At 62.7% G+C, this 21,315-nt stretch carries 14 protein-coding genes; 9 read left to right on the top strand and 5 right to left on the bottom strand.

All coding sequences use genetic code 11. The features are described 5' to 3' along the window. The first annotated feature begins 4 nt into the window (after positions 1 to 4). The 3 genes from ampD to V6607_RS28400 all read left to right on the top strand — a co-directional run bounded on the left by ampD (position 5) and on the right by V6607_RS28400 (position 3,592). Positions 5 to 568: a 1,6-anhydro-N-acetylmuramyl-L-alanine amidase AmpD gene (gene ampD, locus V6607_RS28410; RefSeq protein WP_003215934.1), complete on the top strand. Its 564-nt coding sequence runs from the start codon at positions 5 to 7 to the stop codon at positions 566 to 568. Further along, positions 565 to 1,401: a regulatory signaling modulator protein AmpE gene (gene ampE / locus V6607_RS28405; RefSeq protein WP_003215936.1), complete on the top strand. Its 837-nt coding sequence runs from the start codon at positions 565 to 567 to the stop codon at positions 1,399 to 1,401. Before ampD ends, ampE begins: the two co-directional genes overlap by 4 nt. Positions 1,402 to 1,561: 160 nt before the next feature. Beyond that, positions 1,562 to 3,592, top strand: coding sequence for a methyl-accepting chemotaxis protein (locus tag V6607_RS28400; protein ID WP_134327329.1), 2,031 nt, complete (start codon positions 1,562 to 1,564; stop codon positions 3,590 to 3,592). Positions 3,593 to 3,624: 32 nt separating this feature from the next. Here the strand turns inward: V6607_RS28400 and V6607_RS28395 are convergent, their stop codons facing one another. Both V6607_RS28395 and cra read right to left on the bottom strand, forming a co-directional pair. Beyond that, entirely contained in the window at positions 3,625 to 4,401 is a 777-nt protein-coding gene (locus V6607_RS28395) for a TatD family hydrolase (RefSeq protein WP_134327328.1), read from the bottom strand. 5 nt (positions 4,402 to 4,406) lie between these two features. After that, a complete protein-coding gene (gene cra / locus V6607_RS28390; protein WP_003215943.1) occupies positions 4,407 to 5,402 on the bottom strand; it encodes a catabolite repressor/activator in 996 nt (331 codons plus the stop codon). Between the two features lie 294 nt (positions 5,403 to 5,696). Here cra and ptsP point away from each other — a divergent pair, with 294 nt between their 5' ends. The 4 genes from ptsP (at position 5,697) to V6607_RS28370 (ending at position 12,928) form a co-directional block, all read left to right on the top strand. Further along, positions 5,697 to 8,555, top strand: a complete 2,859-nt coding sequence (ptsP, locus tag V6607_RS28385) for a phosphoenolpyruvate--protein phosphotransferase (RefSeq protein ID WP_134327327.1) — start codon at positions 5,697 to 5,699, stop codon at positions 8,553 to 8,555. After that, positions 8,556 to 9,476, top strand: coding sequence for a 1-phosphofructokinase (gene pfkB / locus V6607_RS28380; protein ID WP_003215949.1), 921 nt, complete (start codon positions 8,556 to 8,558; stop codon positions 9,474 to 9,476). 11 nt (positions 9,477 to 9,487) lie between these two features. After that, the gene (locus V6607_RS28375) at positions 9,488 to 11,200 is read left to right on the top strand and encodes a PTS fructose-like transporter subunit IIB (RefSeq protein WP_008437280.1); all 1,713 of its coding nucleotides are present in this window, start codon (positions 9,488 to 9,490) and stop codon (positions 11,198 to 11,200) included. 186 nt (positions 11,201 to 11,386) lie between these two features. Continuing rightward, the gene (locus V6607_RS28370) at positions 11,387 to 12,928 is read left to right on the top strand and encodes an alkaline phosphatase D family protein (RefSeq protein WP_008437279.1); all 1,542 of its coding nucleotides are present in this window, start codon (positions 11,387 to 11,389) and stop codon (positions 12,926 to 12,928) included. A 149-nt stretch (positions 12,929 to 13,077) separates the two neighbouring features. On the opposite strand, the gene V6607_RS28365 is transcribed toward V6607_RS28370, so the two are convergent. Together V6607_RS28365 and V6607_RS28360 are read right to left on the bottom strand one after the other, a co-directional pair. Then, positions 13,078 to 15,603: a sulfite reductase flavoprotein subunit alpha gene (locus V6607_RS28365; protein WP_134327702.1), complete on the bottom strand. Its 2,526-nt coding sequence runs from the start codon at positions 15,601 to 15,603 to the stop codon at positions 13,078 to 13,080. Between the two features lie 135 nt (positions 15,604 to 15,738). After that, a complete protein-coding gene (locus tag V6607_RS28360; protein WP_134327325.1) occupies positions 15,739 to 18,033 on the bottom strand; it encodes a TonB-dependent siderophore receptor in 2,295 nt (764 codons plus the stop codon). Between the two features lie 219 nt (positions 18,034 to 18,252). Here V6607_RS28360 and V6607_RS28355 point away from each other — a divergent pair, with 219 nt between their 5' ends. Together V6607_RS28355 and V6607_RS28350 are read left to right on the top strand one after the other, a co-directional pair. Then, positions 18,253 to 18,933 carry a Fe2+-dependent dioxygenase gene (locus V6607_RS28355; protein ID WP_003215964.1) on the top strand — a complete coding sequence of 227 codons (681 nt, stop codon included), beginning with the start codon at positions 18,253 to 18,255 and terminating at the stop codon, positions 18,931 to 18,933. Positions 18,934 to 18,935: 2 nt separating this feature from the next. After that, positions 18,936 to 19,736, top strand: a complete 801-nt coding sequence (locus V6607_RS28350) for a tetratricopeptide repeat protein (RefSeq protein WP_134327324.1) — start codon at positions 18,936 to 18,938, stop codon at positions 19,734 to 19,736. Positions 19,737 to 19,802: 66 nt separating this feature from the next. Here V6607_RS28350 and V6607_RS28345 read toward each other — a convergent pair whose 3' ends face one another. Then, complete coding sequence (locus tag V6607_RS28345; protein WP_003215969.1) at positions 19,803 to 20,966, bottom strand: type III PLP-dependent enzyme; 1,164 nt, start codon at positions 20,964 to 20,966, stop codon at positions 19,803 to 19,805. Between the last annotated feature and the right edge of the window lie 349 nt (positions 20,967 to 21,315).

The raw sequence follows: 21,315 nt of genomic DNA, 5'->3' as shown, positions 1-21,315 counted from the left end.
CAGTATGCAGTTGGACCCCGCCAGCGGTTGGTGCCAGGGCATTCGCCATTGCCCCTCGCCCAACTTCAACGAGCGCCCCGGTGGCGAGATTTCCCTGTTGGTGGTGCACAACATCAGCCTGCCACCGGCGCAATTCGCCACCGGCAAGGTGCACGAGTTTTTCCAGAATCGCCTGGATGTCACGGAACATCCCTACTTTGAAGGTATTGCCGACCTACGGGTTTCTGCGCATTTTCTGATTGAGCGTGATGGCGCGGTGACGCAGTTTGTCTCGTGCCGGGACCGGGCCTGGCATGCCGGGGTATCGAGCTTCGAGGGGCGTGAGACGTGTAACGACTTTTCCCTGGGGATCGAGTTGGAGGGCACTGATGACCTGCCCTTCACCGATGCCCAGTATCAATCCCTGATCGCCCTGACGCGCCAGTTACTGGCGGCGTACACGGGCATTACCCGCCAGCGCATTTGTGGCCATAGCGATATCGCCCCGGGACGCAAGACCGACCCCGGACCCGAATTTGATTGGGCGCGCTTTCGCAGCGCCTTGCAGGATGGAGGACACGCACAATGAGTTTTCTGGTGTTGGTGCTGGCGGTATGGATCGAGAAGTTCTCGGCCCTGCGTCATCGTATACAACGTGATGGCGGTTGGTTGCGGGAACTGGCCAAGCTGGAGTCGAGCGCCAGCCTGGGCAAGCAGCCGTGGCTGATCCTCACATTGCTGGTGCTGCTGCCGGTGGCCTTGCTTGCGTTGTTGTTGCTGGTGCTGGAGCCAGTGGCCTATGGCCTGTTGGCGCTGCCGGTGCACCTGCTGGTGGTGATCTACAGCCTGGGCCGTGGCGATCTCCTGGCCGGATTGGGCCCGTTCCGTGATGCCTGGCGCCGGGGTGACCTGCAAGCGGCCGAACATGTGGCCGAACGTGACTTGAGCATCAGCGCCGACAGCGGTGAGCAGTTGCTGGAGCGGGTCCAGGGCCATCTGTTGTGGCAGGCCTACCAAAGCTTCTTCGCGGTGATTTTCTGGTACTTCCTCCTCGGGCCGGTGGCCGCCCTGGCCTACCGTCTGCTGGCGCTGGCGACCGAGAACAGCAAGAACCCACTGGTGGCCGAGCGTGCCGGGCAATTGCGCCATGCCTTCGACTGGTTGCCGGTACGTTTGCTGGCGGCGAGTTTCGCCCTGGTCGGCAACTTTGTGGCGGTCGGCCGGGTGATGCTGCATGAGCTGCTGAGCTGGGACATCAGTGCTGCGCAACTGGTGGAGAAGGTGGGCCTGGTGGCCGCGGAGATCCCGCCACCGGTGGTAGGCGCCGAGGGCATCAACAGCCTTGATCGTATCTGGGAGTTGCTGCTGCGTGCCGCCGTGCTGTGGTACGCCGGCTTTGCCATCTGGACCGTGCTGCCCTGATTTGCCCCCCCTGTAGGAGCGGGCAAGCTCGCTCCTACCTCGTTAACCTTAAGTTACAAACCTCCTTTTCGAATTGAGCTATACAGACAGAGCGCCAAATAGTGGCTATCTGCCGCCGCCCTGCGCCCTCAATAAAAATAAAAGAAAAGGGAGTTCACCTGTGAAGAGCTTGCTCTATCCCGCCGTCGCGTTCATGAACCGCCTGACCTTCGGCATGAAGTTCAGCCTTATCAGCGTGCTGTTCCTGTTGCCGATGCTGGCCACCAACTACTACCTGGTGCGCGATTCCTGGCGAGAATTCCAGGGCACTCGCATCGAGCTGCAAAGCCTCGACCTGCTGGGCAGCAGCCTGGCCCTGCGCCGCGACCTGGAAACCCTGAACAACCAGGTACAGATCAACGCAACCCTCGGCCAATCAGGCAAGGCCGGTGATATCGAAAACAAAATCACCGCCCTCGAAGACAGCCTGCTGCAGCGCCTGCAAAGCTTCCACGCCCTGTCCGCCGACCCAGAACAGGCCGCCGCCTTCGAAGCCAAGCGCGATGAAATGATCGCCGCCTTCAAGGCCCAGCAACAGGAAACTTCACTGCTCAGCAAAAGCGCGCTGATCGGCAAACTCCTCAACAAGGCGCAGATGCTCAGCCAGATCATCGCCAGCCAGTCGGGTTTGAGCCGTGACCCCCAGGGCGACCTGCGCCAACTCAGTGAGCTGATCACCAGCGTCACCCCGCAAGTCACCCAGACCCTGGGGGAAGGCCGGGCCATGGGGGCTTATTCGTTGGGCCAGGGTTTTCTCAATTCGTCGTCCAGCACTCGTTTTGACGAGTTGCTGCAGCAACTGGAAAAGCTCCAGGCGGAATACGGCCTGAAACTGCAGGATGCCCTCGGCTCCAGCAAGCCAGCCCACGCAGCATTGGCGAGCCTGGCGGACGCGAGCAAGGCCAGCCTCAAGCAAGGCAGTGAGTTGTTCGAAGAGCAGGTCGTCATGGCCGAAACCCTCGACGCCCCATGGCAAGACTTCTACGACGACGTCAGCACGTTGATGGCCAAGACCTATCAGCTCGACGAAGCCACCCTGACCTTTCTCGAGCAGCAACTGGAGCAACGCCTGTCAGAAAACCGCACGCACATGATCGGATTGGTGGCGGCACTGGCGTCGGTGTTTTTGCTGATCTTCTATTTGTATGCCGGTTTCTACGCCTCCACCCGCACCACCTTGCGCCGCCTGGGGGCGACGATGGACAAGGTGGCGGCCGGTGACATGACCGTCACCTTCATCGCCCACAGCCGCGACGAACTGGGGGATTTGGGCCAGGTGTTCAACGCTACCGTGGCCAAGATCCATGACCTGATCGAGCGGGTAGGGCACACCGTCAACCAGGTCGAACACCAGGCCGGACAAGTGGAGTCAGTCTCGGCCAGCAGCAACCAGGCCGTGTCCGGCCAACGCAGCCAGATCGAGCAGGTGGCGACCGCCATGAACCAGATGTCCTCCACTGCCCAGGAAGTGGCGCGCAGCGCGGCGGCGGCGGTCAGCAGCGCTCACAGCGTCAACGATGAAACCGTCAGCGGACGCGGCCTGGTGCAGTCCCAGCAAGGCAGTATCGCGGCGTTGGCTTCGGAGATCGATCAATCGGTACGGGTCATCAACCAATTGGCCATCGACAGCCAATCCATCAGTCGCGTGCTGGAAGTGATCAAGAGCATTGCCGAACAGACCAATCTGCTGGCGTTGAATGCCGCCATCGAGGCCGCGCGCGCGGGTGAGCAAGGACGCGGTTTCGCCGTGGTGGCCGATGAAGTGCGCACTTTGGCCCGGCGCACCCAGCACTCCACCGAAGAGATCGAGCAGATGATTGCCAAGCTCCACAGCGGTGTCGGCGCTGCGGTGAAGGCCATGGGCACCAGCCACGAGATGGCCAATGGCACGGTGGGGCAGTCGGAAAAAGTCCAGCAGGCCCTCGAAAACATCCTCGGCGCGGTAGGCATGATCGTCGACCAGAACCAGCAGATTGCCGCCGCCGTCGAACAGCAGACTGCCGTGGCCCATGACATCGATCAGAACATCGTCGAGATCAATCGCGCCGGTGAACATGCAGCGCAGGGCGCGCACCAGACTGAAGAGGCCAGCCGGCAGTTGTCCTTGCAAGTGATCGAGCTGAAGCAGTTGATCGGGGCCTTTCGAGTGTGAGGCATGGCCAGGCATGCATCGGGGATGGGCGCCTACCAGTTGAACAGCTCGCAGGCATTGCGGGTGCTCGCCTCGGCCAGCGCTGAGGAGCTGATGCCCATACGCTCCGCCAGGGCGGCGCAGATGTCTGGCAGGTGTTCGGGGCTGTTGCGCTGGCCGGGGTACATCACGGGGGCCATGTCCGGTGAGTCGGTTTCCAGTACCACGCTTTCCAGCGGCAGCCGGGCGATCACCTTGTGCATGCGCAGGGCTTGCGGCCACGTGGCCGCGCCGCCCAGGCCCAGTTTGAAGCCGAGCTTGATGTACTCGCGGGCCTCTTCCTGGCTGCCGGCAAATGCGTGGATGATTCCGCCCCGTGGCAGCCGAATGCGCTTGAGAGTGGCGATCACGGCAGCGTGGCTGCGGCGCACATGCAGCAGCGCCGGCAGTTGGAAGTCCACCGCCAGCTTCAGTTGCGCTTCAAACAGGCTTTGCTGGCGTTCGCGGTCCAGCTGTTCGAGGAAATAATCCAGGCCGATTTCGCCCACCGCGCACAGTTGCCGGTGGCCGTTCAGGCGGGTCAGCCAGTCGCCCAGTTCCGTCAGGTCGGCGGGGCGATGGTCGTCGAGATACACCGGGTGCAGGCCGAAGGCGGCGAATAAATCCGCGTCGGTTTGCACCAGGTCCCACAACCGTTGCCAATTCTGCTGGTAGACCCCGAGCACCACCATCCTGCGCACGCCCAGGCGGCGACTGCGGCTCAGGACTTCGCGGCGGTCCGTATCGAAGTCCGGAAAATCCAGATGGGTGTGGCTGTCGATCAGCTCCACACCGCTTACTCCGAGTGAATCCGCTGCTTGAACGTTCGGCCGATGGCATGCACGCCGGGTTCGTAGTGCTGTTCTTCAATGGCCGCCAGCGCCAGGCGCAGCGCGGTGTCGGCAATCAACTGATGCTGCTGGGCCATGGCATTCACCGGCAGCGGCAGGAAATCCAGCAGTTGGGTGTCGCCAAACGTCCCCAGTCGCAGTGGCCGGGATTTGAGCGGGAAGTCATGCAGCGCGTCAAACACCCCTTGCAGCAGGACGTAGGACGTAGTTACCAGTGCGTCAGGCAAATGCCCCAGGCTTTGCAGCAACTGCTCCATCAGCTGTCGGCCACAGTCGCGGCTGAACGACTCGCCTTGTTCGATCAGCACTTCGCCGCTGAAGTCTTTCAGCGCTTGCTTGAAACCGGCGGTACGTTCCTGGCTGATGCTCAGCTCTGGCCGCGCGCCGATCAACACGATCTGCTTGGGCAGCGGGTGCAGCAGGCTGCTGGTCAATTGCTGGCAGGCCTGGCGATCATCGCTGACCACCGAGCAAAACTGCGTAGACTCCATCACCCGGTCGATGGCGATCACCGGCAAACCCTTGGCTTGCAGTTCGCGGTAGCTGTCGTCGGTGGCCGGCAGGCAGCTGGCGACAAACAGCGCATCGCAACGGCGGGCGCGGAACAGTTGCAGCAGTTGCCGCTCACTGTTGGCGTCGTCGTCGGAGCTGGCGATCAGCAATTGATAGCCGCGGGCACGGGCGCCTTGTTCGAGCAGCTTGGCGATGCGTGCGTAACTGGGGTTTTCCAGGTCCGGCAGGATAAAACCCAGGGTACGGGTGTGCCGGCTGCGCAGCCCGGCGGCCTGGGGGTTGGGCGTAAAGCCATGTTCTTCAACCACGGCGCGCACCCGTTCGACGGTTGCGCTGCTGATCCGTTGCTGTTCGGCCTTGCCATTGATGACGTAGCTGGCGGTGGTCACAGACACACCGGCAATGCGCGCGATATCACTGAGTTTCAAACCGGGATTTCCTTGTTTTTTAGAGCTTGCCCCGACATTTTGTCCAATCGTAACCGATTACTGCAGGCGACCATTGTCGCAACTCAACAGCCGAGTGGCTCTTCAATCATGGGAAATTAACGCGTAATCTGCCATAAATTCTAGATTAAACGTTTCAGCAAGCGTATTTTTACGATTATCGCGACGAGTGTGGTCCTGCCAACTGACCACTCAGTCAATTTTATTCGAACGCTTTTGCACTGATTTATTCAAAATAATACCTAGTGCGCCCGCCGCACTAACTAGGAGAACGGCATGCTTGAGCTCACCCACGAGCAGATATCCATGGGCCAGACGGCTGTGGATAAGTCTGCTGCCTTGCAACTGCTCGCTGAAAAACTGGTGGCCGATGGCCTGGTCGCCGAGGGTTACCTCAGTGGCTTGCAAGCGCGTGAAGCCCAAGGCTCGACCTTTCTCGGCCAGGGTATCGCCATCCCCCACGGCACCCCCGAAACACGCGACCAGGTGTTCGCCACCGGCGTGCGCCTGCTGCAATTTCCCGACGGCGTGGATTGGGGCGATGGCCAGATCGTTTACCTGGCGATCGGCATTGCCGCCAAATCCGACGAACACCTGCGCCTGCTGCAACTGCTGACCCGTGCCCTTGGCGAGACCGACCTGGGCCAGGCCCTGCGCCGCGCCAGTTCTGCCGAGGCCTTGCTGAAACTGCTGCAAGGCGCGCCGCAGGAGCTGGCGCTGGACGCACAGATGATTGGCCTGGGCGTGTCGGCTGATGATTTCGAAGAACTGGTGTGGAGAGGCGCACGCCTGCTGCGCCAGGCCGATTGCGTGAGCAATGGCTTTGCCGCCGTGCTGCAACAAGTCGACGCGCTGCCCCTGGGCGATGGCCTGTGGTGGCTGCACAGCGAGCAGACAGTGAAGCGTCCCGGCCTGGCCTTCGTCACCCCGGACAAACCCATGCGTTACCTGGGCCAGCCCTTGAGCGGCCTGTTCTGCCTGGCCAGCCTCGGCGAGGCCCACCAGACCTTGCTCGAACGCCTGTGTGCCTTGCTGATCGAAGGCCGTGGCCAGGAACTCGGCCGCGCCACCAGCAGCCGCGCCGTACTGGAAGTGCTCGGCGGTGAACTGCCAGCCGACTGGCCAAGCGTGCGCATTGCCCTGGCCAACGCCCACGGGCTGCATGCGCGCCCGGCGAAGATCCTCGCGCAATTGGCGAAAAGTTTTGCCGGTGAAATCCGTGTGCGCATCGTCGATGTAGACGTCGGCGCGGTATCGGTAAAAAGCCTGAGCAAGTTGCTCAGCCTCGGTGCGCGTCGCGGCCAGGTACTGGAGTTTGTCGCCGAGCCAACCATTGCCGGTGACGCCTTGCCCGCCTTGCTGGCGGCAGTGGAAGACGGCCTCGGCGAAGAAGTCGAGCCGCTGCCGGCAGTCAGCGCCCAACAAGCCGTGGTCGAGATCGAACCGGTGATCAGCGCGCCAGTGTCCGGCAGCCTGATCCAGGCCATCGCCGCCGCCCCCGGCATTGCGATTGGCCCGGCGCATATCCAGGTGCTGCAACCTTTCGAATACCCGCTGCGCGGCGAGTCGCCGGTGATCGAGCGCCAGCGCCTGCACGCGGCGTTGACCGACGTGCGCCGGGACATCCAGGGCCTGATCGAGCGCAGCAAGTCCAAGGCCATCCGCGAGATCTTCATCACCCACCAGGAGATGCTCGACGACCCGGAACTGACCGACGAAGTCGAGACGCGCCTCAAGCAGGGCGAAAGCGCCGAAGCCGCGTGGATGAGCGTGATCGAAGCCGCCGCCAAACAGCAGGAGTCGCTGCAGGACGCCTTGCTCGCCGAGCGCGCTGCCGATCTGCGTGACATTGGCCGCCGCGTGCTGGCGCAACTGTGCGGCGTCGAAACCGCCCAGGAGCCCGACGAACCCTACATCCTGGTGATGGACGAAGTGGGTCCCTCGGACGTGGCGCGCCTGGACCCGGTGCGTGTCGCCGGCATCCTCACTGCCCGTGGCGGCGCCACCGCCCACAGCGCCATCGTCGCCCGCGCGTTGGGCATTCCCGCGCTGGTGGGTGCAGGCCCTGCTGTATTGCTGTTGGCTTCGGGCACGCCGTTGTTGCTGGATGGCCAGCGCGGTCGCCTGCATGTGGACGCCGACGCCGCCACCTTGCAGCGCGCCACCGTCGAACGCGACACCCGCGAACAACGTCTGCAAGCCGCCGCCGCGCAACGCCATGAACCGGCCCTGACCCGCGATGGCCATGCCGTCGAAGTATTCGCCAATATCGGCGAAAGCGCCGGGGTTGCCGGCGCGGTGGAGCAGGGCGCCGAAGGCATCGGTCTGCTGCGCACCGAACTGATTTTCATGGCCCACAAACAAGCGCCCGACGAAGCCACCCAGGAAGCCGAATACCGCCGCGTGCTCGACGGCCTCGGCGGCCGGCCGCTGGTGGTGCGCACCCTTGATGTGGGCGGCGACAAACCGCTGCCGTACTGGCCGATCGCCAAGGAAGAAAACCCCTTCCTCGGCGTGCGCGGCATTCGCCTGACCCTGCAACGCCCGCAGATCATGGAAGCGCAATTGCGCGCACTGTTGCGTTCGGCAGACAACCGTCCACTGCGCATCATGTTCCCGATGGTTGGCAGTGTTGACGAGTGGCGCCAGGCCCGGGACATGACCGAGCGCCTGCGCCTGGAAATCCCGGTGGCCGACCTGCAACTGGGGATCATGATCGAAGTGCCGTCGGCCGCGTTGCTGGCGCCGGTACTGGCCAAGGAAGTGGACTTCTTCAGCGTCGGCACCAACGACCTGACCCAATACACCTTGGCCATCGACCGTGGCCATCCGACGCTGTCGGCCCAGGCTGACGGCCTGCATCCGGCGGTGTTGCAACTGATCGACATCACCGTGCGCGCCGCCCATGCCCATGGCAAATGGGTCGGCGTGTGCGGCGAGCTGGCAGCCGACCCGTTGGCAGTTCCGGTGCTGATCGGCCTGGGAGTGGATGAGCTGAGCGTCTCGGCGCGCAGCATTCCCGAGGTCAAGGCACGGGTGCGTGAATTCAGTCTGAGCGAGGCCCAGGGCCTGGCACAAAAAGCCCTGGCGGTGGGTTCTCCCGCCGAAGTGCGTGCGCTTGTGGAGGCCGTGTAAATGGCAAGGATTTTAAGCCTGACGCTGAACCCGGCATTGGACCTGACGGTGCGCCTGGCGCGCCTGGAACCGGGCGAGGTCAATCGCAGCGAAGCGATGATCACCCACGCTGCCGGCAAGGGCGTGAACGTCGCCCAGGTGCTGGCCGACCTTGGTCATCAGGTGACCGTGGGCGGCTTTCTTGGTGAGGACAATCCCCAGGCATTCGAGATGCTGATTGCCCGTCGCGGTTTTACCGATGCCTTTATTCGCGTGCCGGGCGAAACCCGCAGCAATATCAAGATCGCCGAGCAGGACGGGCGGGTCACGGATGTCAATGCGCCGGGCCCGTTGGTCAGCGAGCAGGCGCAACACGCACTGCTTGAGCAACTGGCGCGGATTGCTCCCGGCTACGACGCCGTCGTCGTGGCCGGCAGCCTGCCACGCGGCATCACCCCTCAGTGGTTCCAGGGCCTGCTGCAGCAACTGAAAAACCTCGGCTTGAAAGTCGCCCTGGACACCAGCGGCGAAGCGCTGCGCGCCGGATTGAACGCCGGCCCGTGGTTGGTCAAACCCAATACCGAAGAACTGGCCGATGCCCTTGGTCATTCCACAGATGCCATCCGCCAACTGCATCGGCAAGGCGTTGAGCATGTGGTGGTCTCCGACGGTGCCGCGGGTGTGAGCTGGTACAGCCCGGAAACGGCGCTGCACGCTACCCCGCCCAAGGTAACCGTGGCCAGTACCGTAGGTGCCGGCGACTCGCTGCTGGCCGGGATGCTTCACGGTTTGCTCAGTGGCGACACGCCGGAGCAGACCCTGGGCCGCGCCACCGCCATTGCCGCGATGGCGGTCACGCAGATCGGCTTTGGCATCACCGACGAAGCGCAGCTTGAGACTTTGCAGAGCGGCGTCCACGTGCGCCCGCTGACAGAACAATAAGAGGGTTGGTCATGAAGTTAGCCATTGTTACTGCCTGCCCGAACGGCATGGTCACCAGTGTGCTGTGCGCCCGCTTGCTGGATGCCGCCGCGCAACGCCAGGGCTGGAGCACCAGCGTCGAAGTGGTCGACGTGCAGCATCCGGAACGCCAATTGTCGGCGGCCACCATTGAAGCCGCCGAGTGGGTATTGCTGGTCAGCAGCACGCCGGTGGACATGCAGCGTTTTGTCGGCAAACGCGTATTCCGCAGCACGCCGGCCCAGGCGTTGCAGGATGTGGACGCGGTGTTGCGTCGCGGAGCCGAGGAGGCCCAGGTGCAGGTAGCTGACGCGGCACCGGCGAAAAGCACGCCGCGTATCGTCGCGATCACCGCGTGCCCGACCGGCGTCGCCCACACCTTCATGGCTGCCGAAGCGTTGCAGCAAACCGCCAAGCGCCTCGGGTATGACTTGCAGGTGGAAACCCAGGGCTCCGTGGGCGCCCGCACGCCGCTGAGTCCCGAGGCGATTCGTGACGCCGACGTTGTGCTGCTCGCCGCCGACATCGAAGTCGCCACCGAGCGCTTTGCCGGCAAGAAAATCTATCGCTGCGGCACCGGGATCGCGCTCAAGCAATCCGAGGCGACCCTCAACAAGGCGCTGGCCGAAGGCAAGCAGGAATCCGCTGCCAGTGGTGCCGCTGCCAAACCGGAGAAGACCGGTGTCTACAAACACTTGCTCACCGGCGTGTCGTTCATGCTGCCGATGGTGGTGGCGGGCGGTCTGCTGATCGCCCTGTCATTCGTGTTCGGCATTCATGCCTTTGAAGAAAAAGGCACTCTTGCCGCAGCGCTGAAAACCGTCGGCGACCAGGCGTTCATGCTGATGGTGCCGCTGCTGGCGGGTTACATCGCCTACTCGATTGCCGACCGTCCTGGATTGGCCCCCGGCATGATCGGTGGCCTGCTGGCCAGCACCTTGGGCGCGGGGTTTATCGGCGGGATCTTCGCCGGCTTTCTCGCCGGCTACTGCGTCAAATTCATCAGCCGCGCGATCCGTTTGCCCCAGAGCCTGGAAGCCCTCAAGCCGATCCTGATCATCCCGTTGCTGGCGAGCCTGTTCACGGGTCTTGCGATGATTTACCTGGTAGGGCCGCCGGTGGCGAAGATGCTCACCGGCCTCACGGATTTTCTCAGCACCATGGGCACCACCAACGCCGTGCTGCTGGGCATCTTGCTGGGCGGCATGATGTGCGTCGATCTCGGTGGCCCGATCAACAAGGCAGCCTACGCGTTTTCCGTCGGCCTGCTGGCAGCGCAAAGCGGTGCACCCATGGCCGCGACCATGGCTGCCGGCATGGTGCCGCCGATTGGCATGGGCATCGCCACCTTCCTGGCGCGGCGCAAGTTTGCCCAGACCGAGCGTGAAGCCGGCAAGGCCGCGCTGATCCTCGGCATGTGCTTTATCTCTGAAGGCGCGATTCCGTTTGCTGCCAAGGACCCGCTGCGGGTAATCCCGGCAAGCATCGCCGGCGGTGCGCTGACCGGTGCGCTGTCGATGTATTTCGGCTGCAAGCTGATGGCGCCCCATGGTGGATTGTTTGTGATGCTGATCCCGAATGCGATCAACCATGCGCTGCTGTACCTGCTGGCGATCGTGGCGGGCAGTTTGTTGACTGCCGTGGTGTATGCATTCCTCAAGCGCCCTGAGACCGTAGAACTTTCTGTCGCACCCGCCCAGGCATAACGCGGTTCATGTAGGAGCTGGCTTGCCTGCGATGCAGGCACCTCGGTGTATCAGCGCAACCGAGTTGAGGCTATCGCAGGCAAGCCAGCTCCCACATTTGACCTCCGTGAGCAATAAGGCCGGTGTCATAACTCGTTCATCCCGTCATGCTTAAGTTTCCCTTTTGCCGTTCGAGAGGGAACCCGCATGAGCCACTTCAATCTCGGCCGCCGCCGCGTGATGCAAGCCGTCGGCGCCGGCCTGTTGCTGCCGGGCCTCGCGCCTGCGGTGATCGCCTCGGTCAAGGATCGCCCGCAACTCACCGACGGCGTGCAGTCCGGCGACCTGCTGGGCGACCGCGCGATGATCTGGAGCCGCAGCGACCGCCCGGCCCGGATGGTGGTGGAGTGGGACACCCGCAGCGTATTCAGCAACCCGCGCAAATTCGTCTCGCCCCTGGCCGACAGCCGCACCGATTTCACCGCCCGTGTCGAACTCACCGGCCTGCCCGTCGACCAGGCGATTTTCTACCGTGTGCACTTTGAAGATGCCCAGACCGGCGTGGCCAGCGAGCCCTGGTTCGGTCACCTGCGCAGCGTGCCGCAGCAGCGCCGGGATATCCGCTTTGTGTGGAGCGGCGACACCGTCGGCCAGGGCTTCGGCATCAACCCGGACATCGGCGGCATGCGCATCTACGAAGCCATGCGCCTGCGCCTGCCGGACTTCTTCATTCACAGCGGCGACACCATCTATGCCGACGGCCCGGTGCCCGCGCAACTGACCACCGAGGACGGACGCATCTGGCGCAACATCACCACCGAAGCCAAAAGCAAAGTCGCTGAAACCCTGAATGAATACCGGGGCAACTACCGCTACAACCTGATGGACGAGAACGTACGTCGCTTCAACGCCGAAGTGCCGCAGATCTGGCAGTGGGACGACCACGAGGTGATCAACAACTGGTCGCCGAGCAAGCAACTGGATGAACGCTACAAGACTCGCGACATCAATACCCTGGTGGGCCGTGCGCGCCAGGCCTGGCTGGAATATTCACCGATGCGCCGGCAAAGCGCCGACCAGGGCGGGCGGATTTATCGCAAGCTCGGCTACGGCCCGTTGCTGGATGTGTTTGTGCTGGACATGCGCAGCTATCGCGGGCCGAACGATGACAACCTTGGCGGTGAAAAACCGTTCCTTGGGCGTGAGCAACTGGACTGGCTCAAGCGCGAATTGAAGGCCTCCCAGGCGCAGTGGAAAGTCATCGCCGCCGACATGCCCATTGGCCTGGGAGTGCCCGACGGTGAGGTCAGCCCCGGCGTGCCGCGTTGGGAAGCGATCGCCAACGGCGACCCGGGCCCGGCCCAGGGGCGCGAGTTGGAAATTGCCGAATTGCTCGCGTTTCTGCGGGCGCAGCAGGTGCGTAATCACGTGTGGCTGACGGCGGATGTGCATTACTGCGCGGCCCATCATTACCATCCGGATCGGGCGGCGTTTCAGGATTTTGAGCCGTTCTGGGAGTTTGTCGCCGGGCCGTTGAATGCCGGGAGTTTCGGGCCTAATCCGCTGGATAAAACCTTTGGCCCGGAAGTGGTGTTCGAGAAGGCGCCGACGGTGCAGAACAGCTCGCCGTTTGCCGGGTTCCAGTTTTTTGGCGAGGTGCAGATTGACGGGCAGACGGCGGAGCTGACGGTGATTTTGCGGGACCTGGATGGGGTTTCGGTGTTTGAACAGAAACTGGCGCCAGTGTGATTGCAATGCAATCTAGCTACTGAAGAAGAGCCAATGTGGGAGCGGGCTTGCTCGCGAAGGCGGTGTGTCAGTCAACAGATGTATCGACTGATCCACTGCCTTCGCGAGCAAGCCCGCTCCCACATTTTGATCGGTGTATCTTCAGGGGGTCAGTAAACATCCCGGCGGTAGCGGCCCTGCTCGATCAAACGTTCGACGGCTTCACTGCCCAGCACCTCATGCAGCACCTGATCCACACCCGCCGCCATCCCCTGCAAACTGCCGCAGACGTAAATCGCGGCGCCATCGGCCACCCATTTACGCAGCACATCCGCTGATTCGCGCAGGCGATCCTGCACGTAGATTTTCTCTGCCTGGTCCCGGGAAAAGGCCAGGTCCAGTAGCGCCAGGTCACCGCTGGCCAGCCAGCCTTGCAGCTCGTCCTGGCAGTGGTAGTCATGGGCGATATTGCGTTCGCCAAACAGCAGCCAGTTGCGCTGCTGGCCGTCGGCAACCCGCGCCTTGAGCAGGCTGCGCAACCCGGCAAGGCCGGTGCCGTTGCCCAGCAGGATCATCGGGAGCGGCTCGGTCGGCAGATGGAAACCACTGTTGCGCCGCACTCGCAGGCTGATGGTCGAACCCAGCGGTGCATGTTCGGTCAACCAGCCGGAACCCACGCCCACGCTGCCATCGGGGTGACGCTCCTGGCGCACGATCAGCTCCAGCACACCGTCGCTGGCAATCGAGGCGATGGAGTATTCGCGCATGCCCAGCGGCACCAGTGCATTGACCAGCGCCTGGGCATGCAGGCCCACCAGGTGTGCGCGATTGTCCGGCAGTTGGCGGCCGGCCATGGCCTGGTCGAGGGTGTGTGCAAGGCCGTCGACTACCACACCTTCGCTGCCGGCCAGTCCCAGGCCTTCCAGGAAGTGTTCGATGGCCCATGGGCAATTGCGTGGCAGCACTTCCACCAGGTCGCCGGCCAGCCAGTCCCGGGGGGCTGGCGGGGTGAGCCCGAGCAAATAGACGCCGGAGCCACTGCTGTGCGGGTTGAGCAGGGTGCGTTGCTTCAGGGTCCAGTTTTCATAGGTCGCGCTGGCCCATGCCGCAGCGGGTGCATGGCCGGTCAGTTGGCCCAGTTGTTGTTGCCAGTGCAGCAACGCATCGGTGTCGCCGCTGTCGACTTCCACCGGGGCGAACAGCGGGTTGCCACCCTGGTTGGTCAGCCAGAAATGCAGGCGCCGGGCGAAGCCGCAGAAGTGTTGGTACTGGCGATCACCCAGGGCCAACACCGAGTAGTTCAGGCCCTTGAGGGACAGGTCCTGGCCGAGCACGCTGCGCTCGAAACCGCGGGCGCTGTCCGGTGCCTCGCCGTCGCCGAAGGTGCTGACCACGAACAGCGCATGGCTCGATTGGCGCAAATCCTCTTCGCTGACGCTGCCCAGCGACTGCACGTTCACCGGCACGCCGGCGGCCTGCAACTGCCCGGCGGTCTGCCAGGCCAGTTGCTCGGCAAAGCCGCTCTGGCTGGCAAAGCCGATCAGCCAGGCCGGCGCGTCGCTGTGGTTGCCGGTCAGGCCTTTGCGGGCATCGCGCACCTGGCGTTTCTTGCGGCGGCGGTCCAGGTACAACAGCCAGCCGGTGATGAAGAACAGCGGCATCAGCAGCGCGCTGAACGTCAGGATGATCCGGCCGGGCAGGCCGAAGTAGCTGCCGGTGTGCAGCGCATAGATACTGGTCAGGATCTGCGCCTTGAAGCTTTTGCCGGCGTAGGTGTCATGGGATTTGACTTCGCCGGTGGCCGGGTCGAGGTTGATCTGGTTCAGCGCGCGATCGTGGGGCGAGGTCTTCAGCAGGTAGTAGACGGTGGCGGGTTGGCCGGCGACCGCGGGCATGCGGATGTTGTAGCCGCTCAAGCCGGGGCCGGCGTTGCTGTAGATGCTGCTCCAGATCGCGGCGTAATTGGCCACCGGCGCAGGCCCTTCGGGGGCCGGGCCGCGCTTGCGTACGCGTTCGTTCTGCGGCGCGTCGGACAGCAGTCTGGTCATGCCGTTGCTGTACCACTCGTAGGACCAGAACAGTCCGGTGAGTGCCGCCAGAAGATAGAACAGCAGGCACCAGGTGCCGAACACCGAGTGCAGGTCCCAGTTGAAACTACGGCCTTTCTTGCGCCAGTCCACCGCCAGCCATGCACGCCAGCTTGCCACTTGGCGCGGCCAGCGCAGGTACAGGCCCGAGAGGCAGAAGAACACCAGGATCAGCGTGCAGGCGCCGGTGATTTGCCGGCCGGTGTCGCCGATGGCGAGGAAACGGTGCAGTTGCAGCACGAAGCCGAAGAAGTCCTGGCCGACGGCATCGCCCAGGTAATCGCCGGTGTACGGGTCGAAGTAGCGCATCTGCCCGCGACGTTCACCGGGCGGTGGGGTGAACCAGACCTTGGCCGCGTTGGTGCTGTCGGGCTGCACCGTGAGCATCGACACGACTTTGCCTTCACGGGCTTCCAGCAGGTGCACCAGTTCAGCGGGCGGCAGTACCCCGGCCGGACGCTTTTCCACCGTCAACACCGTCGGGTTCAGCAACTCGATGAGTTCATCCTGGAACGACACCGTTGCGCCGGTGATCCCCATCAAGGCCAACACCAGCCCGGCGGTAATGCCGAAGAACCAATGCAACTGGAACAGGGTTTTCTTCAACACGTCGTACGGCCTCGTCATCAGGTTAGGTGTTTCACGGCGCGCATTATGCCGCGAGTTGTCGAGAAACATTCTTTTTTACACGCAAAAACCCCACGCATCCGATGCGTGGGGTTTCGTGCAGTCATTTGTATCGGTTTAGAAATGGAAACTGGTGGTCAGCAGGGCCGTACGACCGGCTGCCTGGTTGGCAAAATGCGAGGCATAGGCCTTGTCGTAGTAGGTCTTGTCGGTGAGGTTCTGCACGTTCAACTGCAGGTCGACGTTCTTGGTCAGCTTGTAGCTGGCCATGGCGTCGTAGCGGGTGTAGGACGGCACGTAGACGGTGTTGCCCGCATCGCCGTAGACCTCGTCGACATAGAACGCGCCGCCGCCGATGGTGAGCTTGGGTGTCACGTCATACGTCGTCCACAGGCTGAAGGTGTTCTTCGGCGTGTTGGGCATCTGGTTGCCTTTGTTCGAGCCGGCACTGACGACACCGTTACGACCGTTCAGGCCCGGGTCCACCAGTTCGCTTTTCAGGTAGCTGTAGCCGGCGAACACTTGCCATTGATCGGTCAGCTTGCCGCTGGCGGAAAGCTCCAGGCCGTCGACGCGGGATTCGCCACCGTTTTCATAGGTCAGCGCGTCCACCAGGATCCGCGTGTTTTTCTTCTCGGTGCGGAACACCGCGGCGGTCAGGGACAGGCGGTCGTGGAACATGTCCCACTTGGTGCCCAGCTCGTAGTTGACGGTCTCTTCCGGTTTCAGGTCGCTGGTGGCGGCGCCGGCAGACAGCGGGTTGCCGTCGGCGCCTTCACCTACCAGGCCGCCGGCCGGTGAGGCTGAGGTGGCGTAGGAGGCATAGATGCTGCCGTTTTCAACCGGCTTCCAGACCAGGCCCGCCTGCCAGTTGAAGAACTGGCTGTCGTTCTTGATCTTGCTGCGGGCCTTGACGGTGGCGGTCGGCACCGCATTGGTGTTGGCCACGGTGTCGAAGGTGTCGTAGCGCAGGCCGACGTTCAGCAGCCATTTCGGGTCCAGCTCGATGGTGTCGAACACATAGGCGGCACGGCTGGTGGCCTTGGTGTTGGTGCCGTTGTAGTTGCGCGCAATGCTGCCGGTCCAGGCATCGTCCGGGTTCGGGTTGCCCAGCGAGGTGCACTGGCCGCCTTTGCCGGGCGCCGGGCAACCGGGGTTGCTGTTCGGGCTGACGGTGTAGCCGCTGTAGCGGGTTTCTTCGCCGGTGAATTCCAGCCCGGTGGAGTAGGTGTTCTTGAAGCCCAGCGCCTGGAAGCTGCCAAACAGATCGGTCTGGTTGGTGGTGGTCTCGGTGGTGGACACGCGGGTGTTCGCGCGGCGCCACACGGTGCCGAACTGGTTGACGTTGTGCTGGCTGTCGTCGGGTTGCGTGACGATATAGTCCTGGCCGGTGTTGCCGTGGCGCAGGGTGTTTTTCAGCGTCATGTTGTCGTTCAGGTCGTGCTCGATGGAGAACGTGCTGATGTCGGCGCGGGTCTTGCGGAAGTCGCGATCCTTGAGGCCGTAGAAGTTGTTGCTGTCGCCGCCGTCGGTTGGCTTGTCATGCACGTGGGCGGCTCTTGCGCCGCTGTTGCTGTAGCCATACGGAATGCCCGAATCCGGCAGGTCGTTGCTTTCCATGTGGTAGTAGCTGAGGTTGACCCGAGTCGGGGTGCCCAGGCCGAAGGTCAGCGACGGCGCCACGCCCCAGCGGTCGTAGTTGACGGCATCACGCCCGGCGACGTTCTGTTCGTGGCTCATCAGGTTCAGGCGGAAGGCCGCGCTGTCGAGGAACTGACGGTTGACGTCGAGCACATAGCGGCGGGTCTGGTCGGAGCCGTAGGTGAAGCCACCGTTGGTGAAGTCCCGCGCCTGTGGCGTCTTGCTCACCAGGTTGAGACTGCCGCCGGCCGAGCCGCGGCCGCCGAATGACGAGTTGGGGCCTTTGCTGACTTCGATGGATTCGATGTCGAAGATCTCGCGGCTCTGGCCGCCGGTGTCGCGTACGCCGTCGAGGTAGGTGTCGCCCTGGGCGTCAAAGCCGCGAATGAATGGGCGGTCGCCCTGCGGGTTGCCGCCTTCACCGGCGCCGAAGGTAATCCCCGGCACGGTGCGCAGGGCGTCCTGCAACGAAGTGGCGGCGGTGTCCTTGAGCACTTGCTGCGGCACCACGGTGACCGAGCGCGGAGTATCTACCAGCGGCGCGGTGTACTTCTGCGAGGAGGCTTTTTCGACCTGGTAGGACGTGCTGTCCTGTTCCTGGCCGGTGATGCTGGTGGCTCCCAGGGAAATGCTGTTGCGCTCGCCTTTCTGCTCGGTGTCTTCAGCAGCTTGCGCCATTTGGGCGGCAGCGCTGGCGCTGATGGCAACGCCGATGGCCGAGGCCAGCAAACGTGGTGAACTGGCAGGTGTTTTTATCGAAGTGCGCGGCATGAGTGTGTCCTTTCCCCAAGGAGGTGAGGCCGCGGAATATAGGGAGAACAAGACTTCATATCAATTGCGATACATTACTATTCGCACTGAATTTACGTTCTTTACACTTTTTGCTTACGGTTTTGACGATCTCGTTCGTCCTTTGGGCGGGAGTAGGGTTGTACACAGTCAATAAGAATCACTATCATTGGCGCCTCACTGTTTTCAGGTAATGCCTCCATGTTGCTGCACATTCCCGGCCTGTTCTCTCGCGAGGAAGTGCTGCGCATCCGCGAAGCCCTGGCGCACACCGAGTGGGCCGACGGCAAAATCACTGCCGGGCACCAATCGGCCAAGGCCAAACACAACCTGCAACTGCCGGAAGGCCACCCGCTGGCAAAGGAAATCGGCGCGGCGATCCTCGATCGACTGTGGAAAAATCCGCTGTTCATGTCAGCGGCGTTACCGCACAAGGTCTTCCCGCCATTGGTCAACTGTTACACCGCCGGCGGCAGTTTCGACTTCCATATCGACAACGCCGTGCGCCAGTCCAAGGGCAGCCACGAGCGGGTGCGCACTGACCTTTCCTCCACCGTATTTTTCAGCGACCCCGACGACTACGACGGCGGCGAGCTGGAAATCCAGGACACCTTCGGCCTGCAGCGGGTCAAGTTGCCGGCGGGCGACATGGTGCTGTACCCCGGCTCCAGCCTGCACAAGGTCAACGCCGTTACCCGTGGCGCGCGCTACGCCTCGTTTTTCTGGACCCAAAGCCTGGTGCGCGAGGACAGCCAGCGCACCTTGCTGTTCGAGATGGACGGGGCGATCCAGCAACTGAGCCGCGACGTGCCCGACCACCCCGCGCTGATCCAGCTCACCGGCACCTATCACAACCTGCTGCGCCGCTGGGTTGAGGTCTGACCGTGGGCTTTTTATTGCGCCGTGAAGAAGTACTCAACGTTGAGCAATTGCAGAGCATGCTCGACGACTCCCCGGTGCGCGCCGCCCAGGCGATTTTGATCGCCGCGAAAGAGGGCGTGGTGGATGCCCAGGCGCTGCTCGGGCAAATCCTGCTGGAAGGGCGCGGCATCGAGCGCGATGAAGCACTGGCAATGCGCTGGTTCCGCATCGCCGCCAAGGGCGGGCATTTGATGGCGCGCAATATGCTCGGGCGTTGCCTGGAGCATGGCTGGGGTTGCGAGGCGGATGCCGTGGCGGCGGCCCGGGAATATCGTCGGGCGGCCGAGGCCGGGCTGGATTGGGGCTTGTACAACTACGCCAACCTGCTGGCGACCGGGCGCGGGGTTGCCGAGGATCAAGCCCAGGCGCTGGCGTGTTATCGACAGGCGGCGGAACTGGGCCATGCCAAGTCGATGAACCTGGTGGGGCGTTATCTGGAAGAAGGGCAGTACTGCCCGAGGGATCTGGAGGCGGCGGTGGCGTGGTATCGCCAGTCAGCAGAAGGCGGGGATTTTCGCGGGCAGTTCAGTTATGCGGCGGTGTTGGCGGACCGGGGCGAGATAGAAACGGCACTGGAATGGTTGCGCAAGGCACTGGCGGGCGGGAATTTGAGGTTCTTGCGGGTGGCGCACAAGGCGTTGTGTGCCGCCAATGAGCCGCAGATACGGGCAATGGCCGAGATCTATCAAGAGCATGCGATTGAACTTGATCGTTCCCACGCGCTGCGTGGAAATGCCGCCCTGGACGCTCTGCGTCCGCTCTAACGGCGTGACGCAGAGCGTCACCGGATGCGTTCCCACGCAGAGCGTGGGAACGATCAGGGCGTGCGTTTACAGGTAGAACGATTTCAATGGCGGGAAGCCATTGAATTCAACTGCGCTGTAGCTGGTGGTGTACGCACCGGTGGACAACCAGTACATCCGGTCACCAATCGCCAGGTTCAGCGGCAGGCCGTACTTGTAGTTCTCGTACATGATGTCGGCGCTGTCGCAGGTCGGGCCGGCGATGACCACTTCTTCCATCTCGCCTTTCTTCTCGGTCCAGATCGGGAACTTGATGGCTTCGTCCATGGTTTCGATCAGGCCGGAGAATTTGCCCACGTCGGTGTATACCCAGCGCTCGACGGCGGTGCGGGATTTACGCGCAACCAGTACCACTTCGCTGACCAGGATCCCGGCGTTGGCGATCAACGAACGGCCCGGCTCCAGGATGATTTCCGGCAGATCGTCACCGAAGTCTTCCTTGAGGAAGCGGATGATTTCCTCGGCGTAGGTTTCCAGACTGTTGGTGCGGGTGATGTAGTTGGCCGGGAAGCCGCCGCCCATGTTGATCAGCTTCAGGTGGATGCCGTCTTCTTCCTTCAGGCGCTCGAAGATCACTTTGACCTTGGCAATCGCCGCGTCCCACACGCTGATGTCACGCTGCTGCGAGCCGACGTGGAAGGAGATGCCGTAAGGCACCAGGCCCAGGTCGCGAGCGAGAATCAGCAGGTCCATGGCCATGTCGGTCTGGCAGCCGAATTTGCGCGACAGCGGCCAGTCGGCCGTGGTCGAGCCTTCGGTGAGGATACGCACATACACTTTCGAACCCGGGGCGGCCTTGGCGATGTTGCGCAGGTCGGCTTCGGAGTCGGTGGAGAACAGGCGCACGCCCTTCTCGTAGAAGTAACGGATGTCCTTGGATTTCTTGATGGTGTTGCCGTAGCTGATACGGTCGGGGCTGACGCCGCGGTCCATGACCTTGTCCAGCTCGTAGATCGACGCGATGTCGAAGCTCGAACCCTTGTCCTTGAGCAGGTCGATGATCTCGACGGCCGGGTTGGCCTTGACGGCGTAATACACCTTGGCGAATTCGAAACCGGCGCGCAGGTCATCGTAGGCCTGGCTGATCATCGCGGTGTCGATCACCACGAACGGGGTTTCCTGGGTGTCGGCGAACGCCTTCATTTTGTCAAAAGTGGCGCGCGCGAAATAGTCTTCGACCTGGATCGACATGCTGGGAACTCCTACTGGCAAACTAGATTGATCAATGGGTGCAAATGAACGTCCTCCGTATCCCCACTTTGGTTCGCCTACTTCCCAAGGCATGTCGCCGAAAGCAAAAAGGCCATGGGATCAACCGCTTCCCTTGGCCTTGCTGTCTCGTCGTCAGTACTTGAGCCGGATGGATCGTTTCCAGCATGGACGTTCGGCGCGAACTTTAGGACGTGAGGGGCTATAGATCAACTAAAAATGTCGCGTTTTTGCACGCGTTCGTCGTGCGGCCGCGTGCAGCTACTTATGTAACCGACCGGTATGACGGATTGATGTTCCCCGGTAGGGGCAATTTGAGGTGTTGCGGGTA

The organism is Pseudomonas sp. KK18 (genome assembly GCF_037094675.1).
Lineage (GTDB): Bacteria > Pseudomonadota > Gammaproteobacteria > Pseudomonadales > Pseudomonadaceae > Aquipseudomonas.
This window is presented reverse-complemented; position numbering and strand designations above follow the sequence as displayed.